This is a genomic window from Achromobacter pestifer (genome assembly GCF_013267355.1).
GTDB classification, from domain to species: domain Bacteria; phylum Pseudomonadota; class Gammaproteobacteria; order Burkholderiales; family Burkholderiaceae_B; genus Achromobacter; species Achromobacter pestifer_A.
In genome coordinates this window covers 2615950-2638807 of record NZ_CP053985.1, presented here as the reverse complement: position 1 = coordinate 2638807, position 22858 = coordinate 2615950, and the positions used below count along the sequence as shown (strand labels likewise).

Annotated in this window: 24 protein-coding genes; 19 read left to right on the top strand and 5 right to left on the bottom strand. The window is 65.6% G+C overall.

From position 1 onward, the window contains the following. Positions 1–11: 11 nt before the first annotated feature. Genes FOC84_RS12785 through FOC84_RS12755 form a run of 7 tightly spaced genes read left to right on the top strand, consistent with a single transcriptional unit; the run spans position 12 to position 5827 of the window. The gene (locus tag FOC84_RS12785) at positions 12–899 is read left to right on the top strand and encodes an amino acid ABC transporter substrate-binding protein (RefSeq protein WP_173144744.1); all 888 of its coding nucleotides are present in this window, start codon (positions 12–14) and stop codon (positions 897–899) included. A 22-nt stretch (positions 900–921) separates the two neighbouring features. Then, on the top strand, positions 922–1638 hold the full coding sequence (locus tag FOC84_RS12780; protein WP_173150121.1) for an amino acid ABC transporter permease: 717 nt from the start codon (positions 922–924) through the stop codon (positions 1636–1638). Further along, on the top strand, positions 1635–2297 hold the full coding sequence (locus tag FOC84_RS12775; RefSeq protein ID WP_173144743.1) for an amino acid ABC transporter permease: 663 nt from the start codon (positions 1635–1637) through the stop codon (positions 2295–2297). The genes FOC84_RS12780 and FOC84_RS12775 overlap by 4 nt, the downstream gene beginning before the upstream one ends. Before the next feature lie 11 nt (positions 2298–2308). Then, the gene (locus FOC84_RS12770; protein ID WP_302053201.1) at positions 2309–3052 is read left to right on the top strand and encodes an amino acid ABC transporter ATP-binding protein; all 744 of its coding nucleotides are present in this window, start codon (positions 2309–2311) and stop codon (positions 3050–3052) included. A gap of 25 nt (positions 3053–3077) precedes the next feature. Beyond that, on the top strand, positions 3078–4202 hold the full coding sequence (locus FOC84_RS12765) for a threonine ammonia-lyase (protein ID WP_438800872.1): 1125 nt from the start codon (positions 3078–3080) through the stop codon (positions 4200–4202). Beyond that, positions 4199–5425: a pyridoxal phosphate-dependent aminotransferase gene (locus FOC84_RS12760; RefSeq protein ID WP_173144742.1), complete on the top strand. Its 1227-nt coding sequence runs from the start codon at positions 4199–4201 to the stop codon at positions 5423–5425. Before FOC84_RS12765 ends, FOC84_RS12760 begins: the two co-directional genes overlap by 4 nt. Positions 5426–5443: 18 nt before the next feature. Continuing rightward, complete coding sequence (locus tag FOC84_RS12755) at positions 5444–5827, top strand: RidA family protein (protein WP_173144741.1); 384 nt, start codon at positions 5444–5446, stop codon at positions 5825–5827. A gap of 71 nt (positions 5828–5898) precedes the next feature. On the opposite strand, the gene FOC84_RS12750 is transcribed toward FOC84_RS12755, so the two are convergent. Next, positions 5899–6822: a LysR family transcriptional regulator gene (locus FOC84_RS12750; protein WP_173144740.1), complete on the bottom strand. Its 924-nt coding sequence runs from the start codon at positions 6820–6822 to the stop codon at positions 5899–5901. 316 nt (positions 6823–7138) lie between these two features. Here FOC84_RS12750 and FOC84_RS12745 point away from each other — a divergent pair, with 316 nt between their 5' ends. The 6 genes from FOC84_RS12745 (at position 7139) to FOC84_RS12720 (ending at position 13108) form a co-directional block, all read left to right on the top strand. Further along, on the top strand, positions 7139–7825 hold the full coding sequence (locus FOC84_RS12745) for a hydrolase (protein ID WP_173144739.1): 687 nt from the start codon (positions 7139–7141) through the stop codon (positions 7823–7825). 117 nt (positions 7826–7942) lie between these two features. Further along, positions 7943–9535, top strand: coding sequence for an MFS transporter (locus FOC84_RS12740; RefSeq protein ID WP_173144738.1), 1593 nt, complete (start codon positions 7943–7945; stop codon positions 9533–9535). A gap of 81 nt (positions 9536–9616) precedes the next feature. Continuing rightward, on the top strand, positions 9617–10321 hold the full coding sequence (locus FOC84_RS12735; RefSeq protein ID WP_173144737.1) for a pirin family protein: 705 nt from the start codon (positions 9617–9619) through the stop codon (positions 10319–10321). 41 nt (positions 10322–10362) lie between these two features. Then, complete coding sequence (locus FOC84_RS12730; RefSeq protein WP_173144736.1) at positions 10363–10626, top strand: XapX domain-containing protein; 264 nt, start codon at positions 10363–10365, stop codon at positions 10624–10626. 128 nt (positions 10627–10754) lie between these two features. After that, entirely contained in the window at positions 10755–12641 is a 1887-nt protein-coding gene (locus tag FOC84_RS12725) for an amidohydrolase (RefSeq protein WP_217278810.1), read from the top strand. A gap of 11 nt (positions 12642–12652) precedes the next feature. Further along, positions 12653–13108, top strand: coding sequence for a DoxX family protein (locus tag FOC84_RS12720; RefSeq protein ID WP_173144734.1), 456 nt, complete (start codon positions 12653–12655; stop codon positions 13106–13108). Positions 13109–13187: 79 nt separating this feature from the next. Here the strand turns inward: FOC84_RS12720 and FOC84_RS12715 are convergent, their stop codons facing one another. Continuing rightward, a complete protein-coding gene (locus tag FOC84_RS12715; protein WP_173144733.1) occupies positions 13188–14399 on the bottom strand; it encodes a hypothetical protein in 1212 nt (403 codons plus the stop codon). Between the two features lie 349 nt (positions 14400–14748). Here FOC84_RS12715 and FOC84_RS12710 point away from each other — a divergent pair, with 349 nt between their 5' ends. Genes FOC84_RS12710 through FOC84_RS12695 form a run of 4 tightly spaced genes read left to right on the top strand, consistent with a single transcriptional unit; the run spans position 14749 to position 18896 of the window. After that, positions 14749–15600, top strand: coding sequence for a transporter substrate-binding domain-containing protein (locus tag FOC84_RS12710; RefSeq protein WP_173144732.1), 852 nt, complete (start codon positions 14749–14751; stop codon positions 15598–15600). Positions 15601–15622: 22 nt separating this feature from the next. Further along, the gene (locus FOC84_RS12705; RefSeq protein ID WP_173144731.1) at positions 15623–17131 is read left to right on the top strand and encodes an amino acid ABC transporter permease/ATP-binding protein; all 1509 of its coding nucleotides are present in this window, start codon (positions 15623–15625) and stop codon (positions 17129–17131) included. Beyond that, complete coding sequence (locus FOC84_RS12700) at positions 17115–18464, top strand: amidase (RefSeq protein ID WP_173144730.1); 1350 nt, start codon at positions 17115–17117, stop codon at positions 18462–18464. The genes FOC84_RS12705 and FOC84_RS12700 overlap by 17 nt, the downstream gene beginning before the upstream one ends. Positions 18465–18494: 30 nt before the next feature. After that, positions 18495–18896: an ectoine synthase gene (locus tag FOC84_RS12695; protein ID WP_173144729.1), complete on the top strand. Its 402-nt coding sequence runs from the start codon at positions 18495–18497 to the stop codon at positions 18894–18896. 31 nt (positions 18897–18927) lie between these two features. On the opposite strand, the gene FOC84_RS12690 is transcribed toward FOC84_RS12695, so the two are convergent. From FOC84_RS12690 to FOC84_RS12680, 3 genes are all read right to left on the bottom strand, one after another. Then, entirely contained in the window at positions 18928–19602 is a 675-nt protein-coding gene (locus tag FOC84_RS12690) for a GntR family transcriptional regulator (protein ID WP_173144728.1), read from the bottom strand. Between the two features lie 53 nt (positions 19603–19655). Beyond that, entirely contained in the window at positions 19656–20501 is an 846-nt protein-coding gene (locus FOC84_RS12685) for an urea carboxylase-associated family protein (RefSeq protein ID WP_173144727.1), read from the bottom strand. 96 nt (positions 20502–20597) lie between these two features. Further along, complete coding sequence (locus tag FOC84_RS12680) at positions 20598–21521, bottom strand: LysR family transcriptional regulator (RefSeq protein ID WP_173144726.1); 924 nt, start codon at positions 21519–21521, stop codon at positions 20598–20600. Positions 21522–21685: 164 nt separating this feature from the next. Here FOC84_RS12680 and FOC84_RS12675 point away from each other — a divergent pair, with 164 nt between their 5' ends. Next, the gene (locus tag FOC84_RS12675) at positions 21686–22168 is read left to right on the top strand and encodes a VOC family protein (RefSeq protein WP_173144725.1); all 483 of its coding nucleotides are present in this window, start codon (positions 21686–21688) and stop codon (positions 22166–22168) included. 18 nt (positions 22169–22186) lie between these two features. Then, entirely contained in the window at positions 22187–22855 is a 669-nt protein-coding gene (locus tag FOC84_RS12670; protein ID WP_173144724.1) for a flavin reductase family protein, read from the top strand. Positions 22856–22858 lie beyond the last annotated feature (3 nt).

Below are 22858 nucleotides of genomic sequence, written 5' to 3'. Positions count from 1 at the left end.
GGAGTGAATCCATGACCACCACCACCCGTTTCATGCCCCGCGTCCTGCGCGGCGTCCTAGGCGCAGCGTTGTTGGCAGGTAGCGCCACGGCGTTGGCGCAGAGCACCGATCCCATCCTGGAGCGCATCAAGGCAAAGGGAACCATCACCCTGGGTTACCGCGAATCGTCGATTCCCTTTTCCTATCTGGACGACGGCAGGAAGCCCGTGGGTTACGCAATCGACCTGTGCATGAAGGTGGTGGATTCCGTCCGGCAGCGGCTGCAGATGCCGGCACTGAAGGTCGACTACATCGCGGTGAACCCGCAAAACCGGATCGCGTTGGTCGCCAACGGTACCGTCGACCTCGAATGCGGCTCGACGGTCAACTCCCTGGGCCGCCAGGCCCAGGTTGACTTCAGCGCCCCGCACTTCATCTCGACCACCCGGCTCCTGGTGCGCAAGGGCGCGGACATCAAGGAGGTCGAGGACCTCGACGGCAAAGCCGTGGCGCTGCCCATCAACACCACGCCAGAGCGGCTGATCAAGGCCTTGATCGAAGCGAAGAAGCTGCAGGTCCGCATCGTTCCGGTAAGGGACAACTCCGAAGGTTTTCTGGCGCTCTCGACGGGCCGGGCCGACGCCTTCTCGACTGACGACATCCTGCTCTACGGATTGCGCAAGAGCGCCCCGACGCCGGCCGATTTCGAGGTGGTCGGCCGGCCTCTGTCGTTCGATCCCTACGGTCTGATGCTGCAGAAGAACAGCACCGTGTTCCTCAGCCTGGTGAACGCCACCATTGCGCGCGGCGTGCGCTCCGGGGAACTCAACGCGTCCTATGACAAGTGGTTCGTGCCTATGGGCGTACCGCTTTCGCAGGACCTCGCAGCGGCTTTCAAGTTGGCCGCACTCCCGGAATGACGCGACCCGCTCGGGGCTCATGATGAATTACGCATGGAATTGGAACGTTCTTTTCGAGGAGCCTTACGCCGGATGGCTGCTCTCCGGGCTGCAAGCGACGGTGTTGATTTCGCTCGCGGCCTGGGCCATCGCCGTCGTGATCGGCCTGGCGCTGGGCGTGTTGGGCTCGCTGCCCGGCCGCATCCGGTGGTTACTGACGGCTTATGTTGCGGTGTTCAGGAACGTGCCGCTTCTGGTGCAGTTGTTCATCTGGTTCTTTGTGCTGCCGGAACTGCTGCCGAGCGAAGCCGGTCGATGGCTCAAACGCGATCTGCCGATGCCTGAAGTCTGGACTGCGATTGCCGCCCTGGGCCTGTTCACCGCTGCGCGCGTTGCGGTTCAGGTCCGTTCCGGCATCGCTGCATTGCCGCGCGGACAACGGCAGGCGGCCTACGCCAGCGGCATGACGCTGGTGCAGACCTATCGATTTGTCCTGCTGCCCCAGGCCTTGCGGCTGGTCCTGCCGCCGTTGACTTCGGAGTTTCTTACGGTCTTCAAGAACTCGGCATTGGCATTGACCATAGGCGTTTTCGAGATGACGGCGCAGAGCCGCCAGATCGAGAGCTACACCTTCAGCGGCTTCGAAGCATTCACCGCGGCAACGTTGGTGTACCTGTCAATCGCGCTATGCGTCACGGCGGGCATGCGCAGCCTGGAGAAGAGACTGCTGATCCCCGGCACCCAAGGAGGACGGGCATGAACGCAATGTTGGACGTCTCGGTCATCGTGAAGGCGTGGCCGTTCCTGCTGGAGGGATTGGGGCTGAGCCTGCTGTTGACCCTGGTGGCGATGGCCGGGGGGCTGGCGCTCGGCCTGCTGCTGGCGCTTGCCCGCCTCTCCGGGCATGCGCTGCTCGCGGGGGCCGCGGCCGTGTATGTGAACGGATTCCGGGCCGTGCCGTTGATCCTTGTCATCTTCTGGTTCTATTTCATGGTGCCGCTGATCGTCGGCAAGCCGGTGGGGGCGCTACCCTCGGCACTGATCGCCTTCACGCTCTTCGAGGCGGCCTACTACTCCGAAATCATCCGCGCGGGGCTACAGAGCGTGCGGCCGGGGCAGTGGCAGGCCGCGGCAGCATCGGGTTTGAGCCGTGCGCAGGCATTGCGCTTCGTGGTGCTGCCGCAGGCGCTGCGCAACATGATGCCCGTGCTCATCACGCAGGCGATCGTGCTGTTCCAGGATACCTCGCTCGTTTATGTCATCTCGTTGCGCGACTTCATGACCTCCACAAGCATCGTGGCCAACCGGGATAACCGGTTGATCGAGATGTACCTGTTCGCAGCGCTCGTCTACTTCGTGCTCTGCGCATCCCTTTCACTGGCGGCGCACCTGGCCGCCAAGCGCAGGAGCGCCGTATGACTGCAGAAAAGATGGAAGAAGCGCCCATGATCGACGTATCCGGACTGTACAAGTCCTATGGCGCGACCCCGGTGCTAAATGGTTGCGACCTGGCGATCCGCCGCGGCGAGGTGGCCGTGATCTGTGGACCCTCAGGCTCGGGCAAGAGCACGTTGATCAAGTGCTTCAACGGCCTGGAGTCGTTCCAGCGCGGCAGCGTACGCGTCGACGGCGTCGAGGTGGGCGCCGCTGCCGCCAATCTGAGCGATCTACGCAGCCGCGTCGGCATGGTGTTTCAGCATTTCGAGCTCTATCCGCATCTGACCGTGCTCGACAACCTCTGTCTTGCTCCCATCAAGGTGCTGGGCCGAACGCGCGAGGCTGCGCATCACAAGGCCCGGGAGCTGCTGGGCCGTGTCGGACTACCCGGAAAGATCGATGCCTATCCGGCCCAGCTTTCCGGCGGGCAGCAGCAACGCATCGCGATTGCCCGGGCGCTGGCAATGGACCCCATCGTCATGCTCTTCGACGAGCCCACGTCAGCACTGGATCCGGAAATGATAGGCGAGGTGCTATCCGTGATGCTGGAGCTTGCGCAGGACGGCATGACGATGGCTGTCGTCACGCACGAGATGGGCTTTGCTCGGCGCGCCGCAGACAACGTCATCTTCATGGATGCCGGGAAAGTCGTGGAGAACACGCCGACGGACATGTTCTTCGCATCGCCCCGCTCAGTGCGCGCGCAGGAGTTCCTGTCGCGGCTCGTCTCCCATTGAAGATATCGCATACGAACGCACTCCCATGACACGAAACAGACCGAAGACCAGACCTGACGCCTTCATCGCGCACGAATCGCTGGGCAAGATGCGCGTGCCCGATTTCGACGATGTGCGGGCCGCGCTCGAACGCATCAGGCCACACGTGGTCTTGACTCCACTCATTAGATCGGCCGCCTTGGATCATATTGCTGGCGCGCCAGTCTGGATCAAGGCCGAGAACCTGCAGGTGACAGGATCGTTCAAGGCCCGCGGCGCATTCAACGCCTTGCTGGGCTTGAACGAGACCGAGCGGCAACGGGGCGTCGTCGCCTACTCCACTGGCAATCATGGCCAGGCTATCGCCTGGGCAGCGCGGCGTCTCGGCGTTCCGGCCACCATCGTCATGCCAGCCGATGCGCCTCGCAACAAGATGGCTCGAGCGCTGGCCCACGGCGCGCGCGTGGTCCATTACGACCGAAGGCGCGAAAGCCGGGAAGCCATCGGCATGCGCTTGCTGCAAGAGTCGGGTGGCACGCTCATCCCTCCCGGCGATCACCCCGACGTGCTGGCGGCGCAAGGAACGGTGGCGCTGGAAGCGCTGGATGCGTTGACGCCTGTGGCCAGAGCGAACTTGGGCACGTTTGCCGCGCCTTGCGGCGGCGGCGGCCTGGTGGCCGGTTGCGGCCTGGCGCTGGACGCCCTGCTGCCGAACCTGCGGGTGGTTGCGGTGGAGCCCTGCGGGTTTGACGATACCGTGCGTTCGCTTGCCAGCGGAACCCGGGAGGTCAACGCGCCAACAGCGGTCACACTCGCCGACGCCTTGCAGGCGGTGACGCCCGCGCAACTGCCGTTCGAGATCAATCGGCACTTCCTCGATGAAGCCCTGGCCGTGACGGACGCGGAAATTTCGCACGCGATCCGTTTTGCGTTGACGGAGCTGGGTATGGTGGTCGAGCCGGGTGGGGCCGTGGCGTTGGCCGCGCTGCTGGCGGGACGGCTCCAGCTTGGCGGCAAGGACGCGCTGATCGTGTTGTCCGGCGGCAATATCGACATGCCGTTGCTGGCCCGATTGCTTCAGGAGAACGATGCAACGATCGAGATCGATCCGGATGCAGCAGTTGAACCATCACCTGTCACCCCTTCCCTTAACACGACGAGAACGCCATGAATGCGATTGAAGAAAAGTTCCTGAAGTTGGGCATTGATAACGCGCCTGGCCAGGAGGTGCGGGAAAGCCGCAGTAGCGAGGGCTTGCCGCAGGAAGGCGCAAGCCTGCCGGGCATCGCCGTCGACTTTTCGCACGGCGACGTCAATGCCGACGCGTTTGAACCCACGCCTGGGGCGCTCGAAGCCTTTGTCCAGGGCGTTCATCGCGGCGGTTCCCAGGCCTATACCGAGTATCGTGGCCAGGCGGCCATCCGGGAGAAGCTCGCGCTCGATCTGGCGGCGTTTTCGGGCCATCCCGTTTCGGGCGCTGAAGAACTCATCATCACTCCCGGTACCCAAAGCGCCTTGTTTCTCGCGGTCGCAAGCACCGTGACTGCGGGCGATAAAGTCGCGATCGTGCAGCCCGACTACTTCGCCAACCGCAAGCTGGTCGAGTTCATGGGGGCGGAGATGATCCCCGTGCGACTCGAATATCTGAACAACACGGCGCATGCCGGCCTGGATCTGCAGCAGCTTGAATCGGCATTCAAGGCGGGCGCCAAGGTCTTTCTCTTCTCGAATCCGAACAATCCCACGGGGGCGGTCTATTCCCCCAGCGAAATCGGGCAGATCGCGGCGTTGGCCGACAAGTTCGGCGCAACGGTCATTGTCGACCAGCTCTACTCCCGTCTCCTGTACGCAGGGCAGCCATACGTTCATCTGCGAGGCGCGTCGGAAGCGGGCGACAACGTCGTCACCATCATGGGGCCGTCCAAGACGGAATCGTTGAGCGGCTATCGGCTGGGGGTGGCGTTCGGCAATGCCCGCATCATCCAACGCATGGAAAAGCTCCAGGCCATCGTCTCGTTGCGCGCGCCCGGGTACTGCCAGGCCGTGCTGCAGACCTGGTTCTCCGAGCCCGCGGGATGGTTGGCTGACCGCATCGAAAAGCACCGGCAGATCCGCGACGACCTGCTGGCGCTGTTTCGTGGCGTCGAGGGCGTGGCGGTCCGCACGCCGCAAGCGGGCAGCTACCTCTTTCCGCGGCTGCCCAAGCTGCGCACGCCGTTACAGGCCTTCGTTCGGGAGTTGAGGTCGCGGGCCAGCGTCACGGTTACGCCGGGGACTGAATTCAGCCCGCATGCCAGCGACAGCATCCGCCTCAATTTCTCGCAGAACCATGAAGCGGCGGTCGATGCCGTCAGGCGCATCGCGACCGTCATCGAAGAACATCGTCTTGCCTAACCTCAATCCCCTGGAAACATGATCCGAAAAGCTTACTCCAGCGAATCGACGCCGCCGCCAGCCGGCACCTACAGCGTGGCCGTGCAGGCGGGCCAACTCGTTTTTCTCTCAGGCCAGACCCCGCGCGATCGCGACAACGTCCGGCATGGAGACAAGCCCTTTGCCGTGCAGGCGAGAATGGCGCTCGACAATCTCGAGGCGGCTGCGAACGCAGCCGGGTCGAGCCTGCGCGACGCGGTCAAGGTGGGCGTATTTTTGAGGGACATGGCCCGCGCACAGGAATTCGACGCGATCTACGCAAGCTACGTCGGCGAACCGCCGCCGGCCAGGACATTGATCCAGTCCGGATTCAGCGCATTCGACATCGAGGTTGACGCAATACTCGTTCGACGTCCCGTCTAGCCATTCAATGACGGCGCGCGCCAAACCTCCTGGCGCCGCCGCCCCGGCGCGTGCCGCGGGCCGCAAGCCCTCTACACCTGCACATCATTGGCCCAAGGCTCGGCCGTCAAGCGCTCCGCCAGATACTCAATGAACGCCTGTACCCGGGCCGGCCGGCGGCGGCCAGGCGGCGTGACGATATGCAGGGCGATGGGGTCCACCTGCCAGTCGTCCATCACGGTTTCCAGCGCGCCCGATTGCAGATCCTTCCACGCCAGGAACTCCGGCTGCAGCGCCAGTCCCATGCCCGCCTGCAGCGCCGGCGTCAGGGACTCGGCATTGTTCACGTTCAGGAGCACCGGCACGGACTGCGAAAACTCCCCATGCTTTTCATGCCGGAAGCGCCAGCTCGAGCCGTTGCGCGCATACATGTATTGCAGCGCGGCGTGCTGCGCCAGATCTTTCGGATGCTTGGGGCGTCCCGCGCGCTTGAAATAGCTGGGCGCGCCCACCAGCAGAATGCGCACGGAACACAGGCGCCGCGCCAGCAGCGTGGAGTCCACCAGGTTGGAGATCCGCAGCGCCAGGTCGAAGCGTTCCGAGACCAGGTCGGCCTGCTTGTCGCTGAACTCGATTTCCAGGGCGACGTCAGGATTGGCCTGCATGAATGGCGGCAGCATGGGCGCCAGATGCGTGACGCCGAAAGACATGGGAGCGGACAGCCTGATCTTGCCGCACAGGCTGGTCGATTTCTCCCGGACTTCGCTTTCGACCGCCTCGCCTTCCTCGAGGATGCGGGCCGCGCGCTCCAGCGCCGCGTAACCCGATTCGGTCAGCGTCATGCTGCGGGAGGTGCGATGAAACAGGGTCGTTTTCATCTTGGCTTCCAGACGGCTGATGGTCTTGGAAACCGTGGCTTGCGACAGGGAAAACTCGGCCGCGGCCCGGGCGAATGATCCGGTCTCGGCGACCTTGGCGAATATCGCCCAACCTTCCAGGTCTGGCAGCTTGCTCATCTCGTGCTCTCGGGAAATGCTCGCGCCGATGATAGCCGCTGCCTATGGCATGGACAAGAACGGTGGTGAATGCAGCGCAGCAAGCAGCTGGTCCGCCAGCATCATGCAAAAAATGGAAAGGATGGAATTCCCTGCTGCGGGTTCTCAGGACTGCGGCCTCTCCCTACTATGCATGTACCGACAGACGAGATGTACGGACCGCCTCCCGCGGCACTCCCGGCGCCGTCGTGGCGGTGCAAGCCAGGATGGTTTGCCAGCAGTACCGAATTCTTTCCTGCCGCCTCATTTGATAGTTTTTCTTAAAGAGAGTCCCGCCATGTCCGCCAACAAATACCTCGAAGTCCTGACTCTGCAGAACAGCCAGATCATCTTCATCGACCAGCAACCGCAGATGGCGTTCGGCGTGCAATCCATCGACCGTCAGACCCTGAAGAACAATGTGGTGGGCCTGGCCAAGGCCGCGCGCGCCTTCAATATCCCGACCACCATCACCACCGTCGAAACCGACAGCTTCTCCGGCAACACCTACCCCGAACTGCTGGCCGTGTTCCCCGAGAACAAGATCCTGGAGCGCACCTCCATGAACTCCTGGGACGACCAGAACGTGCGCGACGCGCTGGCCGCCAATGGCCGCAAGAAGGTCATCGTCGCCGGCCTGTGGACCGAGGTCTGCAACACCACCTTCGCGCTGTGCGCCATGCTGGAGGGCGAGTACGAAATCTATATGGTGGCCGATGCTTCGGGCGGCACCTCGGTGGACGCGCACAAGTACGCCATGGACCGCATGGTGCAGGCTGGCGCCGTGCCCATGACGTGGTTGCAGGTGATGCTGGAATGGCAGCGCGACTGGGCCCGCAAGGAAACCTATGACGCCGTCACCGGCATCGTCAAGGAGCACTCCGGCGCCTACGGCATGGGCATCGACTACGCGGTCACCCACGTGCACAAGCTCGCGGAGCGTGTGCAGCACGGCGAACGCATCGGCCCCAACCCCGCCAAGTAAACCGCCAACCGGATCGTCCAGACAGCGTCTGGCCGGTCCGGCGCCTTGCTTTTTGAAGACGGCGGGCGGCGGGACTTGCGGGTCCGCAAGCCGCCTGGCGCGATCCAGGAGAGTCCCATGCCAGACCAGAAGAATTCCGCCGCGCGCGGCACCTTCGCGCCCTTGCGCCAGTCCGTGTTCGCCGTGCTGTGGGCTGCGACCGTGTTGGGCAACGTGGGCAGCTTCATGCGGGACGTGGCCAGTTCCTGGCTGGTGACCGACCTGTCGGCCAGCCCGACCGCCGTGGCCTTGATCCAGACGGCCGCGACCTTGCCCATCTTCCTGCTGGCGATTCCCGCCGGCGTACTGTCCGACATCCTGGACCGGCGCGGCTTCCTGATCTTCGTGCAGGTGCTGCTTGCCTGTGTCAGCGGCACGCTGCTGCTGCTGTCGCATTTCGGCGCGCTGACGGTCGACTACCTGATTGCCCTGACCTTCGTCGGCGGCATCGGCGCGGCCTTGATGGGGCCGACCTGGCAATCCATCGTCCCCGAGCTCGTGCCGCGCGAAGAACTCAAGGGCGCGGTTGCGCTCAACTCGCTGGGCATCAACATCGCGCGCGCCATCGGTCCGGCGGCGGGCGGGCTGATCCTGGCCAGTTTCGGCGCGGCGGTCACCTATGGGCTGGATGTGCTGAGCTACGTGTTCGTCATCGCCGCGCTGCTGTGGTGGAAGCGTCCCGCGGCCGTCGACAGCACGCTGTCGGAGAACTTCTTCGGCGCGTTCCGCGCCGGCCTGCGCTACACGCGGGCCAGCAAGGAGCTGCACCGGGTGCTGCTGCGCGCAGCCGCCTTCTTCCTGTTCGCCAGCGCCGTATGGGCCCTGCTGCCCCTGGTGGCGCGGCAGATGCTGGGAGGCTCCTCGGGCTTTTACGGCGTGCTGCTGGGCGCGGTGGGCGCGGGAGCCATCATCGGCGCCCTGCTGCTGCCCAGGATTGGCGCCCGCCTGGATGCCGACGGGCTGGTGCTGTTGGCGTCGGTGGCCAGCGCGGCGGTCATGGCCGTGCTGGTGTTCGCGCCGCCCCAATGGCTGGCCGTGCTGATGCTGGTGGTGCTGGGCATGGGCTGGATCACCGCGCTCACCACGTTCAACGGCGTGGCCCAGGCCGTGCTGCCCAACTGGGTGCGCGGCCGCGGGTTGGCGGTGTACCTGATGGTGTTCAACGGCGCGATGGCGGCCGGCAGCCTGGGCTGGGGCCTGGTCGCGCGCGAGATCGGCGTGCCTTATGCGCTGGCGGTAAGCGCCGCCGGCCTGGTCACGGCTGCGCTGCTGTTTCATCGCGCCCGCCTGCCGGTCGGCGAAGCGGATTTGCAGGCGTCGAACCATTGGCCCGAACCGTTGGTGGCCGAACCGGTGGCCAACGACCGCGGCCCGGTGCTGGTGCAGGTCGAGTACCGCATCCGCCAAGAAGACCGCCCCGCCTTTCTCGACGCGATGAAGCGCTTGTCGCAAGAGCGCCTGCGTGACGGCGCCTATGCCTGGGGCGTCGTCGAGCACACCAGCGATCCGCAGCGGGTGGTCGAATGGTTCTTCGTGGAATCCTGGGCCGAGCACCTGCGCCAGCATCATCGCGTGTCCCATGCCGACGCCGATCTGCAAGCGGATGCGCTGCGCTTTCACATGGGGCCGGACAAGCCTGAAGTGCATCACTTCCTGGCCTTGAAGCATTGACGGGCAGCCGCGGGAGCCAACACATGAACAACACGACGCATGCCGCCACCAACCGCCACCGCGCGGCCGCGGAGACGCGCCATGATTGAGCGCCGTCCGCTTGCGAGCCTGGGCCATGAACGGCGCGGCTGGCTCGATGCCAAGCATCATTTTTCCTTCGCCGCCTACCAGGACCCCGCACGCATGAGCTGGGGCGCGCTGCGCGCATGGAACGACGAAACCATCGCGCCTGGCGCGGGGTTTCCACCCTCGCTGCATGCGGACGTGGAAATCGTCACCTGCGTGCGGGAAGGCGCGCTCACCCATGAAGACGATCTGGGCAATCGCGGACGCACGAGCGCCGGCGAGGTGCAGGTCGTGAGCGCGGGCAGCGGGGTGACGCATGCCGAATTCAATATGGAAGGCGGACCCGCGCACGTGTTCCAGATCTGGATAGAACCGGACCGCCGCGGCGCGCCGCCCAGCTGGGGCCGGAAGTCCTTTACCCGCGAAGCCTGCAAGGGACGCTTCATCACGTTGGCCAGCGGTATCGATGGCGACGACGACGCGCTGCCCATCCGCAGCGACGCGCGCGTCCTTGCGGTGGCGCTGAAGGCAGGCGAAGCCGCCACCTACCAATTCGCGCGCGGCCGCCGCCGCGGCTATCTGGTCGCCTCCATGGGCAGATTGCAAGTCAATGGCGTGGAGATCGGCTCGGGCGACGGTGCCGCCATCCGCGACGAAACCGATGTGCGCCTCATGGCCCTGGATGACGCCGAAGTCCTCCTGGCCGATACGCACGCATGAGCGGCGCCCGCTCACTACCCATCCACAACGCGAGGACGCGCATGAAGATCTATCTGCTTTCCCTGGGCGCTGGACTGCTGGTTGGCGTGGTCTACAGCCTGCTGCAAGTCCGTTCGCCCGCCCCGCCGCTGGTGGCGCTGATCGGCCTGCTGGGCATCTTGGTCGGCGAGCAGGTCGTCCCGGTGGGCAGGCAACTGCTCAACGGCACCGCCTTCGCTGCCGCCTGCGACAAGGAAAAGGCCGTCAGCCACGTGCTGGGGCAATTGCCTGGCCGCCATCAGCCCCAAGACAAGGAACACGGCTGAGCCGGTTCCCGCATCCCAGGAGATATTGCATGCCTACACGCCGCGACCTCATCGGTGTAGCTTCCGCCCTGGCGCTCAACGGTATGTTGGGGCGCCACGCCATCGCCAGTTCCAACGGAGCCCCCAACATGTCCAACGCCACGCCGGATGCCATCTTTCACAACGGCCGCATCACCACGCTGGACCGCAGCAAACCGCAGGCCAGCGCCGTCGCGATCAAGAACGGCCGCTTCGTGGCCGTCGGTTCCGATGCGGAAGTCATGGCACTGGCCGGCGCCGGCACGCGCGTCGTCGACCTGAAGCGCCGCGCGGCTTTGCCCGGCCTCTACGACAACCACACCCATGTGGTGCGGGGCGGCCTGAACTACAACATGGAGCTGCGCTGGGACGGTGTGCGCTCGCTGGCCGACGCCATGGCCATGCTGAAACGCCAGGTCGCCATCACGCCCGCGCCGCAATGGGTGCGCGTGGTGGGCGGCTTCACCGAGCACCAGTTCGCCGAGAAGCGCCTGCCCACGATCGAAGAGATCAACGCCATCGCGCCCGACACCCCGGTGTTCATCCTGCACCTGTATGACCGCGCCCTGCTCAACGGCGCGGCGCTGCGCGCGGTGGGCTATACCAAGACCACGCCCAATCCGCCGGGCGGCGAGATCATGCGCGACGGCCAGGGCAATCCCACGGGGCTACTGCTGGCCAAGCCCAACGCGACCATCCTGTACGCCACGCTGGCCAAGGGTCCCAAGCTGCCCTTCGACTATCAGGTCAACTCCACGCGCCACTTCATGCGCGAGCTGAACCGGCTGGGCGTGACCGGCGTGATCGATGCGGGCGGCGGCTTCCAGAACTATCCGGACGACTACGCCGTGATCCAGAAACTGGCCGATGATAACCAGATGACGGTGCGGCTGGCCTACAACCTCTTCACGCAGAAGCCCAAGCATGAGAAGGAAGACTTCCTCAACTGGACGTCGAGCGTGAAGTACAAGCAAGGCACCGACTACTTCCGCCACAACGGCGCGGGTGAAATGCTGGTGTTCTCGGCGGCCGACTTCGAGGACTTCCGCGTCGAGCGTCCGGACATGCCGCCGGAGATGGAAGGCGAGCTGGAAGAGGTCGTGCGGGTGCTGGTGCAGAACAAGTGGCCGTGGCGCTTGCACGCCACTTACGACGAGACCATCTCGCGCGCGCTCGACGTGTTCGAGAAAGTGCATCGCGACACGCCATTGACCGGACTGAACTGGTTCTTCGATCACGCGGAAACCATCTCCGACAAGTCGATCGACCGCATCGCCGCGCTGGGTGGGGGCATCGCCGTGCAGCACCGCATGGCCTACCAGGGCGAGTATTTCATCGAGCGCTACGGCGCCCGGGCCGCCGAAGCCACGCCGCCTGTCGCCAAGATCCTGCAGCGCGGCGTGAAGGTCTCGGCCGGTACCGATGCAACGCGCGTCGCCTCCTACAACCCCTGGGTGTCCTTGTCCTGGATGGTCACCGGCAAGACCGTGGGCGGCACCCGCCTCTATCCCGCGCGCAACTGCCTGGACCGCGAGACCGCGCTGCGCATGTGGACCGAGAACGTGGCCTGGTTCTCCAACGAGGAAGGCAAGCGCGGCCGCATTGAACCCGGCCAGCTGGCCGACTTCATCGTGCCGGACAAGGACTACTTCGGCTGCACCGAGGACGAGATCTCGTTCCTGACCTCGGACCTGACCGTGGTCGGCGGCCGCGTGGTCTACGGCGCGGGCGAATTCGCGCCGCTGGACGACAACCCGCTGCCGCCCGCCATGCCCGACTGGTCGCCTACCCGGCTGTTCGGCGGCTACGGCGCCTGGGGTGATCCGGAAGGCGCGGGACGCAATTCCCTGGGCTACCGCAACATGGCGGCCTGCGCGTGCGCCAGCTCCTGCGGTTTGCATGGACACGATCATGCCCGCGCGTGGGGCTCGAATGCGCCCAGTTCGGATCTACAGGGCTTCTTCGGCGCGCTGGGCTGCTCCTGCTGGGCCGTCTGAGGAGGCTCGCCATGAACGCTACTTTCCAATGGGAGCGGCGGCTGGCCGATATGGCCCGCCCGCTGTTCGGTGCTTCGGCGGTCCGGTTCCTGGCCTATCTGGGGTTATGCGCCGCCTACCTGCAGGGCGGCCTGGTGAAGCTTTTCGACTTTCCCGGCGCAGTGCGCGAAATGGCGCATTTTGGCCTGTCGCCCGAGCCCTTGTTCGCGACGCTGGTGATTGCGCTGGAACTAGTCGCCTCCCTGATGATTCTGGTGGGCAGGTTGCGATGGCTGGGCGCGCTGGCGCTGGCTGGTTTCACGCTGGTGGCAACAGGCATTGCGTTGCGTTTCTGGGAGATGCCGCTGGGCCAGGAGCGCTTCATGGCCGCCAACTCGTTCTTCGAGCATTTGGGGCTGGCGGGCGGATTGCTGTTGGTGGCGTGGCTGGATTTGCGCGAGTCCAAGTCCGGCGGCGCGGCATCCTGAAAGGGATGGGCAGGTCGGCGTGGCAGCATCAGGCTGTTGAGAGATCCCAGGCTGCTATCCGGGGCGATCAGACGCCTACTTACTTGCCGGCGTTGCGCGAACAATCCCGGTACTTGGCGCGCGCCGCGTCGGTCGCGATCCGGTCGCGGTCCTGGCGCGCGGCCAGCACTTCCGTCTGCAGCGCCTCGCGGCAGGCTTGAAGCTTCGCGTTGCGCTCGTCCTCGCGGGCCTTGCGTGCATCCAATTTCTGGCGTGCCGCGGCGTTTCTGTCTTGAATCGCCTGCGCTTCGATGGGATCCAGGGGAATCGAATTTCTTTGTGCGCGGGCGTCGCGAGCGATTTCGGGCGTGATGATCGCCTTGATTGGCGAGGCCTCGATGGCGCGCGCCTGCTTGTCGTCCGGCGGACACTGGTTGACTGCATGGTCCTTCAGGCGCGCGAGGCCGCTGGGATTCATGGCGAGCAGGATGGCAATGTCCTGCGGCGGCTGGCCCTGCCAGAAATAAAAAAGCGAAGTCTCTTCCTTACGGCCCGCGTACATGCAGCGCAGGACATAATTTTCAGGCTTGGCGATCCGATGATCGAATCCCCGCATCATCGGTGTTTCGCCGAAAAAAAGACGCGCGGATATCGCGCTGCCGGGCTCGATCAGTTTGCGGGCAGCGCCGTTGTGCTGAGCTTCCCAGTCGTCGTACTCGGCCTGATCCCGCAGGCGCCGGTAGGCTTCGTATTCTTTCAGGCTGCCGCCGCTGGCCAGGGCGGCAGCGGCCTTGATTGGATCCGGAGTCATTCCAAGCCCCGCCCCGACGCCGAAGCCCACGGCGGAAATCCAGTGGTTGAAGGCCTTTCTGGCGCTGGGCGGAATGCCGCCGTCGAGCGGGCGGCCATTGTTTCCGAGCGTCATGAGACTGGCCAAGCGCTGGGCCTGGTCCCCGCCGGCACTGATGCGCGGCCACGCAATCATCAGGTCCTTCTGGAACAGTAACTCGCCGAACTTGTCGCCGGCCGCGGCGCGATCCGTGGAGGCGGCGGTGAAGTATGCGCGCCGCGCTTCCCCGACCTGCGCCTCGAACTGCGCCATCTGCTGGCGCAGCTCCGCGTAGCCTTCGACGGCCCGCTGGACATTCAGGGCCAAATAGTCGCGGGCTGAGGGCCGGCCGATCCAGATGACATCCTGTCCGAAGGCGCTGGCGGCCGCCACCATACCAATCAGGATCAGGAGCCAGCGGGGCCGGCGCCAGACCCTCGGATCGGCTGTCCTGCGGACATATGCAGGTTCAGGATGGTGCATGGCAAGCTCTCCGGATGTAGTCCGGCGCAGGACGTCCGGATGGCAGATACAGCCTTTCTTGGCGGTGGAGTGCGAAAAACTATAGGCGAACGGTCAGGTGGCGTCTGTCCTCTTTTTGGATGGTGCGACGGTCCGCAGGCCATGCATATGGCCAGATCCGAACCTGATGGCCGATAGCGCGAAGTTCGCCGCATGCGGCGAAAGCGCTAGGGGAAAATACCCATATCCGCTATCTCCTGGTTGCCGGAAAATCGCAAAAATTGTTCAACAATTCTGGCGCGAAAATACCTCCGGGTATAGGGCAGACCCAATCTGGCCGCGGCTTTCAGGGCGTTCCACAGGGGAAAGCATGTTCACTCAGATTCTGGTGGCGTCGCGTCTCGGCGTCGCTCACGCACTGGCCGCGTTCATGTTGTGCACGGCAGCTCCCATGGCGTTTGCCGCCGCCACCATCAAGGCGGACAGCCTCACGGTCGGGTCCGACCTCACCTATCCGCCCTATGCCTACATGGATGGCGGCAAGCCCGCCGGATTCGACGCGGACTTTTCCCGGCTGCTGGCCTCCAAGCTGTCGCTTGCGCCGGTGTTCGTCGACACGCGCTTTCCCGACCTGATCCTGGGCATGCGGGCGCGCCGCTTCGATACTGTCGCGTCGGCCCTTTATGTCACGCCCGAGCGCACCAAGCTGATCGATTTCATCCCGTACCTGAAGACGGGCGCTTCGCTGCTGGTGCTGGCTTCCAGCCAGTATGCGCCCGCGGGGCCCGAGGCGCTGTGCGGCAAGCGGGTGGCGTCGATCAAGGGGGCGTCGTGGACGCCCAAGCTGCAGAAGGTCTCGCGCGAGACTTGTCAGCCCAAGGGCCAGGGCGAGATCAAGGTGCTGGAATTTCCGACCTCTCCCGAAGCGATGATGGCGCTGCGCTCGCAGGCGGCGGACGCGATGATCGAAGATGCGGCGGTGGTGCACGGCATGCTGGCGCAGTCCAAGGACAGCCTGAAGGTGACCTCCACCTCCCTGCTCTATCCGATCGTGATCGGGCTGGGGATCAACAAGGAATCGAAAGAGCTGCAGAGCGCATTGAACGGCGCGCTGCAACGGGCCCGCGATAGCGGCGAGTATCAGGCGCTGCTGGCCCGCTACGGGTTGGAGGAGCCGTCCCCCGCGGAGGTCCAGGCCGCCCTGGCGGGCCCGGCGCGATAGGGCCGCGAGGGAAGCCGCAACCATGCATTTCGATTGGGATTACGCCGTCAGCCTGCTTTGGGACACCGACTTCTGGAAAGCGTGTTGGGTGGTGGTGAAGCTAAGCACGGCAACGTGGGTGATAGGCGTGGCGGCGGGCTTTCTGCTGGCGCTGGGCAAGCAGGCGAAGAACCCTTTCGTCAGCCGCCTGGCGGGCCTGTATATCTGGTTCTTCCGCAGCCTGCCGCTGCTGGTGCTGCTGGTGTTCATCTACAACCTGCCGCAGGTGTTCCCCGCGGCGGGCGCGTTGCTGTCGGACCCGTTCTATGCCGGCCTGACCGCCCTGGTCGTGAGCGAAACCGCCTTCATCGCCGAGATCCATCGTGGCGGCATCCTGGGCGTGCCGCGAGGGCAGATCGAGGCCGGACGGGCGCTGGGCCTGCGCTATGCCGGCATCCAGCGCATGATCGTGATTCCGCAGGCGTTGCGGATCGCGCTGCCCGCCCTGAGCAACGAGTTCATCACGATCGCCAAGCTGACTTCGCTGGTGTCGGTGATCTCGCTGGCCGAGATCCTGCTGGTCGGACAACGTCTGTACACGCAGAACTTCCTGGTGTTCGAGACCATGCTGGCGGTGGCGCTGTACTACGTGCTGATCGTCACGCTGTTCGACAAGCTGTTGGGCTGGCTGGAGTCGCACATGAATATCCTGCGGCGCGCGCCCAAGCCGCTGGCGCTGGACGCGGACGCGCGGCGCGAGGTCCAGGAAGGACAGTCCGGCCCGGCGCTGACGGCTGCCGGCGACGCGCCCGCGCTGGAAGTGCGCCAGGCCCGCAAGCGCTTCGGCGACCATGAAGTGCTCAAGGGCATAGACCTGATGGTCAAGGCCGGGGAAGTCATCAGCATCATCGGTCCGTCCGGTTCGGGCAAGACGTCGTTGATACGCACGTTGAACGGCCTGGAGACGCTGGACGGCGGCGAGGTGCTGCTGCATGGCAAACCCTTTCTGGGATCGCCGGGGACCGGCGCTCAGGCGGGACCCGGCGACCGCATCCTTGATATCGGCATGGTGTTCCAGAGCTTCAATCTGTTTCCGCACAAGACCGTGCTGCAGAACGTGATGCTGGCGCCGGCGTACCACGGACGCGGCAGCGCCAGCGTGTTGCGCCGCGAAGCCCTGGTGCTGCTCAACAAAGTCGGCATGCTGGATCACGCGCACAAGTATCCGCATCAGCTCTCCGGCGGCCAGCAGCAGCGCGTGGCGATCGCCCGCGCGCTGGCCATGCGCCCTTCCATCATGCTGTTCGACGAACCGACGTCGGCGCTGGATCCGGAACTGGTGGCCGAAGTGCTGAAGGTGGTGGAAACGCTGGCGCGCGAAGGCATGACGATGCTGATCGTGACCCACGAGATGGGATTCGCGTTCAAGGTGTCCGATCGCGTGGTGTTCATGGAGGCCGGCCGCGTCCTGCTGGACGCGCCGCCGGCCGAGGTGCTGGCAAGCGCGGACTCGCGCGTCAAGGATTTCCTGAGCCATGTCCATGTCTCCTGAACGGCGCGGCGTTTCCCTGCGCGCGGTGTCGGCCTGCCTGGAGCGGGCGTCGGCTGACCCTGCAAGTGCGGCCCTCGCCCTGGTGGCGCGCCGCGACGAGGACGCGCTGGCCGAGGCGGGCACGCGCGACGCCTTGCGCGGCTTCGCGCCAGACGACGAGCCGCTGGCCGGCATGGTGCTGGGCGTGAAGGCCTGTTTCGACGTGCGGGGATGGACGACGCACGCGGGCTCGCGGGTGCTGGCCGACGCGCCGGCGGCGAGCCGGGACGCTGCGCTGGTGCATGCGCTGCGGCGCGCGGGCGCGGTGCTGCTGGCGCAGAACAACATGACCGAGTTCGCTTACGGCGCGCTGGGCCTGAATGCGCGCTTCGGCACGCCGCTATCGCCGCTGATGGCCGACGTGCCCCGTGTCGCTGGCGGCTCCAGCAGCGGCGGCGCCGTTGCGGTGGCGCGCGGCATGGTGGACCTGGCGCTGGCCTCCGATACGAGCGGATCGGCGCGCATTCCCGCCGCGTTCTGTGGCGTCGCGGGCTTCAAGCCGTCCCGCGGCCGCTACCAGGACGCGGGCATGATGTACCTGTCTCCCACCTTCGATGTGCCCGGCATCATCGCCGCGGACGCCGCACGATGCCTGCTTGTGGATAAGGTGCTGGCGCCTTGGGATGCCGCTACGCCGGCATCGCGCGTCCACGGCGCGACGCCGCTGGCGAGCAAGGTGTTCGTGGTGCCGGACCATGTGGAGGCGTTGTTGGAGCCCGAAGTCAGGCGCGCCTTCGCCGCAAGTCTGGAATGCCTGATGGACGCGGGCGCCGCGCTGCGCCGCGAACCCATGCCTTGCCTGGCGCTGGCCGGCAGCGTGGCGCGCGACGGCGGCATCATCGCGGCCGACGGCTATGCCTTGCATGCGTCCCGCTTGGCGACGGACGCGGCCCGCTACGACCCGCGCGTGGGGCCGCGCATGCTGTTGGGAGCGCAGGTGCCGGCGCATGCCTATATCGCGGCACAACGCCGGCTGGCGGAATTGCGCCGCGAGTACGACCACGCCATCGCGGGCGCCGACGCGGTGCTGACGCCAACGGTGCCCATGCTGCCGCCACCGGTCGCGCTGCTGGACGACAACGACATTTATCTGCGCGAGAACGCCCGGGCATTCAGCCTGACGGAATTCGCCAACCGCCTGGACCTGCCCAGCATTTCCTTGCCGGGCGATCCGGCCGCAAAGAAAGCGGTAGGCCTGATGGCGACCGGCCTGCGCGGCGGCGACCGGGCCTTGCTATTGGCAGCGGCGCAGATCGAACACGCGCTCGGATCGGCTTCGCGCCGCCGGCATTGATTTTTCTTCACCCCTCCGCGGATCCCATCCATGATAGTTATCCACAGCGACGACCTGACCGACACCGAACGCCACGCCCGAGGACCAGGCTGGGAAAGCAAGCGCATCATCGTCAAGCGCGACGGCATCGGGTATTCGGTGCACGAAACCCGGGTCTTTGAAGGCGCCGAGCTGCATCTGCACTACAAACACCACTACGAGGCGAATTACTGCATGGAAGGCGAAGGCGAGGTGCTGGACGTGGTCACGGGTGCGACGCACGCGATACGGCCGGGGACCCTGTACGCGCTGGACAAGAACGACCAGCACGTGCTGCGGGCGGTGAAGGGAGACTTACGCCTGGTTTGCGTCTTCAACCCGCCTTTGAGCGGACAGGAGACGCACCGGGAGGACGGCAGCTATGCCGAACCTGAAGCGCAGGCGCGCGCATAGGCGCTCCTGCGCGGACCGCGCCAGGCGGTCCTTACTTGGCCTGCTGCTTCAGGCGGGTCAGCACGGCCATCAGCGTGCGTTCGGAATCGTCGAGATACTCGGTAAGGGCTTGTGCGGCCAGGTCGCGCCGGCCCTCCACCAGCAGGCCGTGGATGCGCCGTTCGCGCTCGATCCAATCAGGCGTCTGGATCAGGCTTTCGTCGACCTCCGACGCGAACACCAGGCGCAGCTGGGCACAGAGCGTAAGGAAGAACTCGTCCAGCAGGCGGCTGCCCAGCTGCGCGACGATATGCTGGTGCACCTGCAGGCTCAGCGTGCCGACATTGCGCCACTTCTTCTTGGACAGCGCGCGCTCGGCCGCGTCGATGGCCGTGAGCATCTTGTCCAGCAAGGCGGGCTGCAACGGCAGGCTGCCGGCGATGGCCTGCAGTTCCAGGGCACGGCGCGCCGCGTAGATCTCGCGCAGATCCTTGCGTTCCATGCGGCGGACCACGACGCCCTTGTGGCGGATGAACGTGGCCAGCCCTTCGCGGCCCAGCTGGTGCAGGACTTCGCGTATCGTGTTGCGCGATGCGCCATAGTCAGCGGCCAGATCGACTTCGACCAGTTGCGTGCCGGGGGGCAGCTTGCCTTCCATGATGTCGTCGCGCAGCTGATGGTTGATGCGTTCGGCGATCGAGATTCCGCTGTCGCGTTCGGCGGGCATGATGGCATGGGCTCCTAGCAAGGCGCCGCGGGGTGGCCGGGCGCCTCTTGTTGTTATTTCCACTCGACCTTTTCAGGGTGCAGTCCGTGGACGCCCTTATACGGTGAAACCTCGGGCGGTGTCCAGCCTTGCAGCAGGGCCGGATCCAGTGCATAGATCTCCACCCCCAGGGGGCGGCAGACGTCGATGGGATCGCGTGCATCGGGGCCCCACATCGGCACGGAAAGGTCGCCGCCGGGGCAGGTGGACAGCGCGCAGAGCAGGTCCATTTCGGCGAAGAACTCCAGGTAGTCGCCCGGCTTGGCCGGACACGCCTTCATGAAGTACTTGTCGTCGTCGTTCAGCCCGGTGACCTGGAACACGTTGAGGACATCATGGACGTCGAACTCCGTCAGGCCGTGCGGCGCCACGGCGCGGGTCAGGTTGGAATGGCAATGGAAGTGGAAGTCCTCGCCGGTGAGCAGCTTGTTGACGTAGGGATCGCAGCGCGTGCCCAGCAGGTCGTGCACCCGTCCGCCGTCGCTGTCCGTGCCATAGCCGGCCAGCGTGTCGTCGGTGATCGTGACCATGGGGCGCAGATACGGCAGCGTGGACCAGATGCGGTCGTGGGTGCTGACGTGCGCTTGTTGCAGTTGGCGGGTTCGCGATGCCCACATGCGTTCGCGTGGGTTGTGCAGGTTCCACATATTGAAGTCCGCCACTTGCGGGCCTTCCAGCGTGACGATACGGAAGGCATGGCCGGCAGGAACCTTCCAGGCGAAGCCGCTGCGGATGGGAACGACGTGCGATTCAACCAGCTTGCGCTGCGCCGGATCGGCGACAAGTGTCCGGTAAAAATCCCGGTCCACATTCAATACCGAACCCTTGCTTACCTGATACGCCGCGGGGTAATTCGACATGGCCTGCCTCCTGGAAACGCTCCTGGATCCGAAGCCAGGATTGTTGAACAATTCTGAGGCAGTATACAGGAGCGGAAGACGCTGGGAAGCCCCCTTTTAGGCGTCCGCCGCAGCATCCGCAGGCGTGCCGCAGACCTGCTTGATCGTCTGCCGCAGCCAGCGGTGCGCAGGGTCGCTGTCCAGCCGCGGCGGCCAGGCCTGCACCACGGTGACCGGGCGCATGGCCACCGGCACCTCGAAGGCGCGCAGCTTCAGGCCCAGGCGTTCGACCCCGGGCATCAGGTTCTGGGGCATGGACGGCAGCACCAGGTCGGAATCGGCCAGTGCGAAGATCGCGGCATGGAAGGTGGGCGTGATCAGCGTGACGTGGCGCGCCAGCCCGAGTTCTTCCAGAGTGTCGTCGATCGGACCCTGAGCGCGTCCCCGGCGCGAGACGCTGACGTGGTCGTAGGCGCAGAAGCGCTGCGGGGTGATAGGCGCCTTGAAGATCGGGTGCTCCCTGCGCGCCAGGCCGCAGAACGCGGTGGTGAACAGGGTCTGCACCTTGATGTCGGCGCCGAACTTCTGGGAAGAACCGATATAGAGGTCGGCATCGCCGCTGAGCGCGTCGGCGTCGTGGTTGCCTTCGGAGACGAAACGCAGCACGGCGCGGGGCGCATAGCGGCGCAGGTGCTCGCGTAGCCGGCCGCCGTAGCCGCCCACGAACACGTCGTTGGCGCGCAGGGTGAAGACGCGCGTCAGGGTCGCCAGATTGACGTCTTCGCCGAAGGCGGTGAAGACGGCCTGCGCTTGTTCGATCACGTGGCGCAATTGTGCATGCAGGGCCAGAGCCCGAGGCGTGGGCGCCAGGCCGCGCCCGGAGCGGACCAGCACAGGGTCGCCGACAGCTGCCCGGATGCGCGCCAGGCTGCGGCTCATGGCGGGCGTGCTCAGGTTCAGGCGGCGCGCCGCGCCGACGACGCTGCCTTCCTGGATCAGCACGTCCAGGATCAATAGCAGATTCAGGTCTAGCGGTTTCATGTGACCAAGCATAGCGCGGCGGGCAAACCAGGCGGGCGCTCCATGGTTGCGTCCCGCGCACTTCTCGATTGCGCCGGACGGCATTCCCCGAGGTCCGGGCCGGGACCAAGATGCCAGCCTTGGCCGAGCGTGGGCGCAGGCCGATGAAAACCAAGGAGAGACAAATGGCGCTGGAAGTTCTGGAACTGCATCATCATGCCGTGCGCATGCCGCTGGACAAGGTCGCGGCCATGGGCGCGTTCTATGGAAACGTGTTGGGACTGGACACGGACCGTGGCCGCTGGGAGATTCCGGGTATCGCCGGCTACTTCCTGGACATGGGCAACGACTGCCAGATCCACCTGCTGGGCAGCGACGGTCCTTCGCCCTACTCGCAAGGTCCGGGCTGTGATCCTGTGGAAAACCACGTGGCGCTGGCCGTGCGCGATATCGCGGCGGCCGAGGCGGAACTGCAGCGTCTCGCCGTGGACTACTGGAAGCTGGACAATGTGGCCGCGCCCGAACTCATGCAACTGTTCCTGCGCGATCCGGTGGGCAACCTGATCGAGCTGCACCAGATCGGCCGCTGCCGCTGCAAGCGCAGCGACCGCGCCTTCGCCGACGCGAAGGCCGCGCAAGGCGCCGCGCCCACGCAGAGCCGGGACTGAGGGGCCTGGGGATAAGCCATGTTCATCGATCTGAATGACCTGGCGGGCCCGGCGCGCTACAAGCTGCTGACCGCGGCGATCGTGCCGCGGCCTATTGCCTGGATCGTGTCGCGCGACGCCGAAGGGGCGACGAACGTGGCGCCGTTTTCGTTTTTCAACCTGATGTCGGGCGACCCGCCGCTGATCTGCGTCGGCATCGGCGTGCGCGGCGACGCGCCCAAGGACACCGCGCGCAACATCGCCGAACGCGGCGAGTTCACCGTGAGCCTGGTGTCCGCCCCGCAGGCCGGCCGGATGAACGTGACGGCGGTGGACTTTCCGGCGGGCGTGGACGAGTCCCTGGAGGCTGGCCTGGAGCTATCGCCGTCGCGGCGCATCGAGGTGCCCTGGGTGGCGCAATCGCCGGTGGCGTTCGAGTGCCGCGTGCATGAACTGATGCGCATCGACCGCCGCAGCCTGATCGTGGCTCAGGTGGCGGCCATGCACGTGCGCGACGATGTGGTCGCGGACCGCGAGCATCTTTATCTGGATGGCCCCGCGATGGACCTGCTGGCGCGCCTGCACAACCCCGGCTGGTATTGCCGGCCGCAGGCGGCCTTCCAGATGCCCCAGCTGACGCTGGCGCAGTGGGAGGCGATGAAGCAGTCCGGCGAGGCCGAGCGGTATCTGGAGCGGGGTGTCGGATAGCGC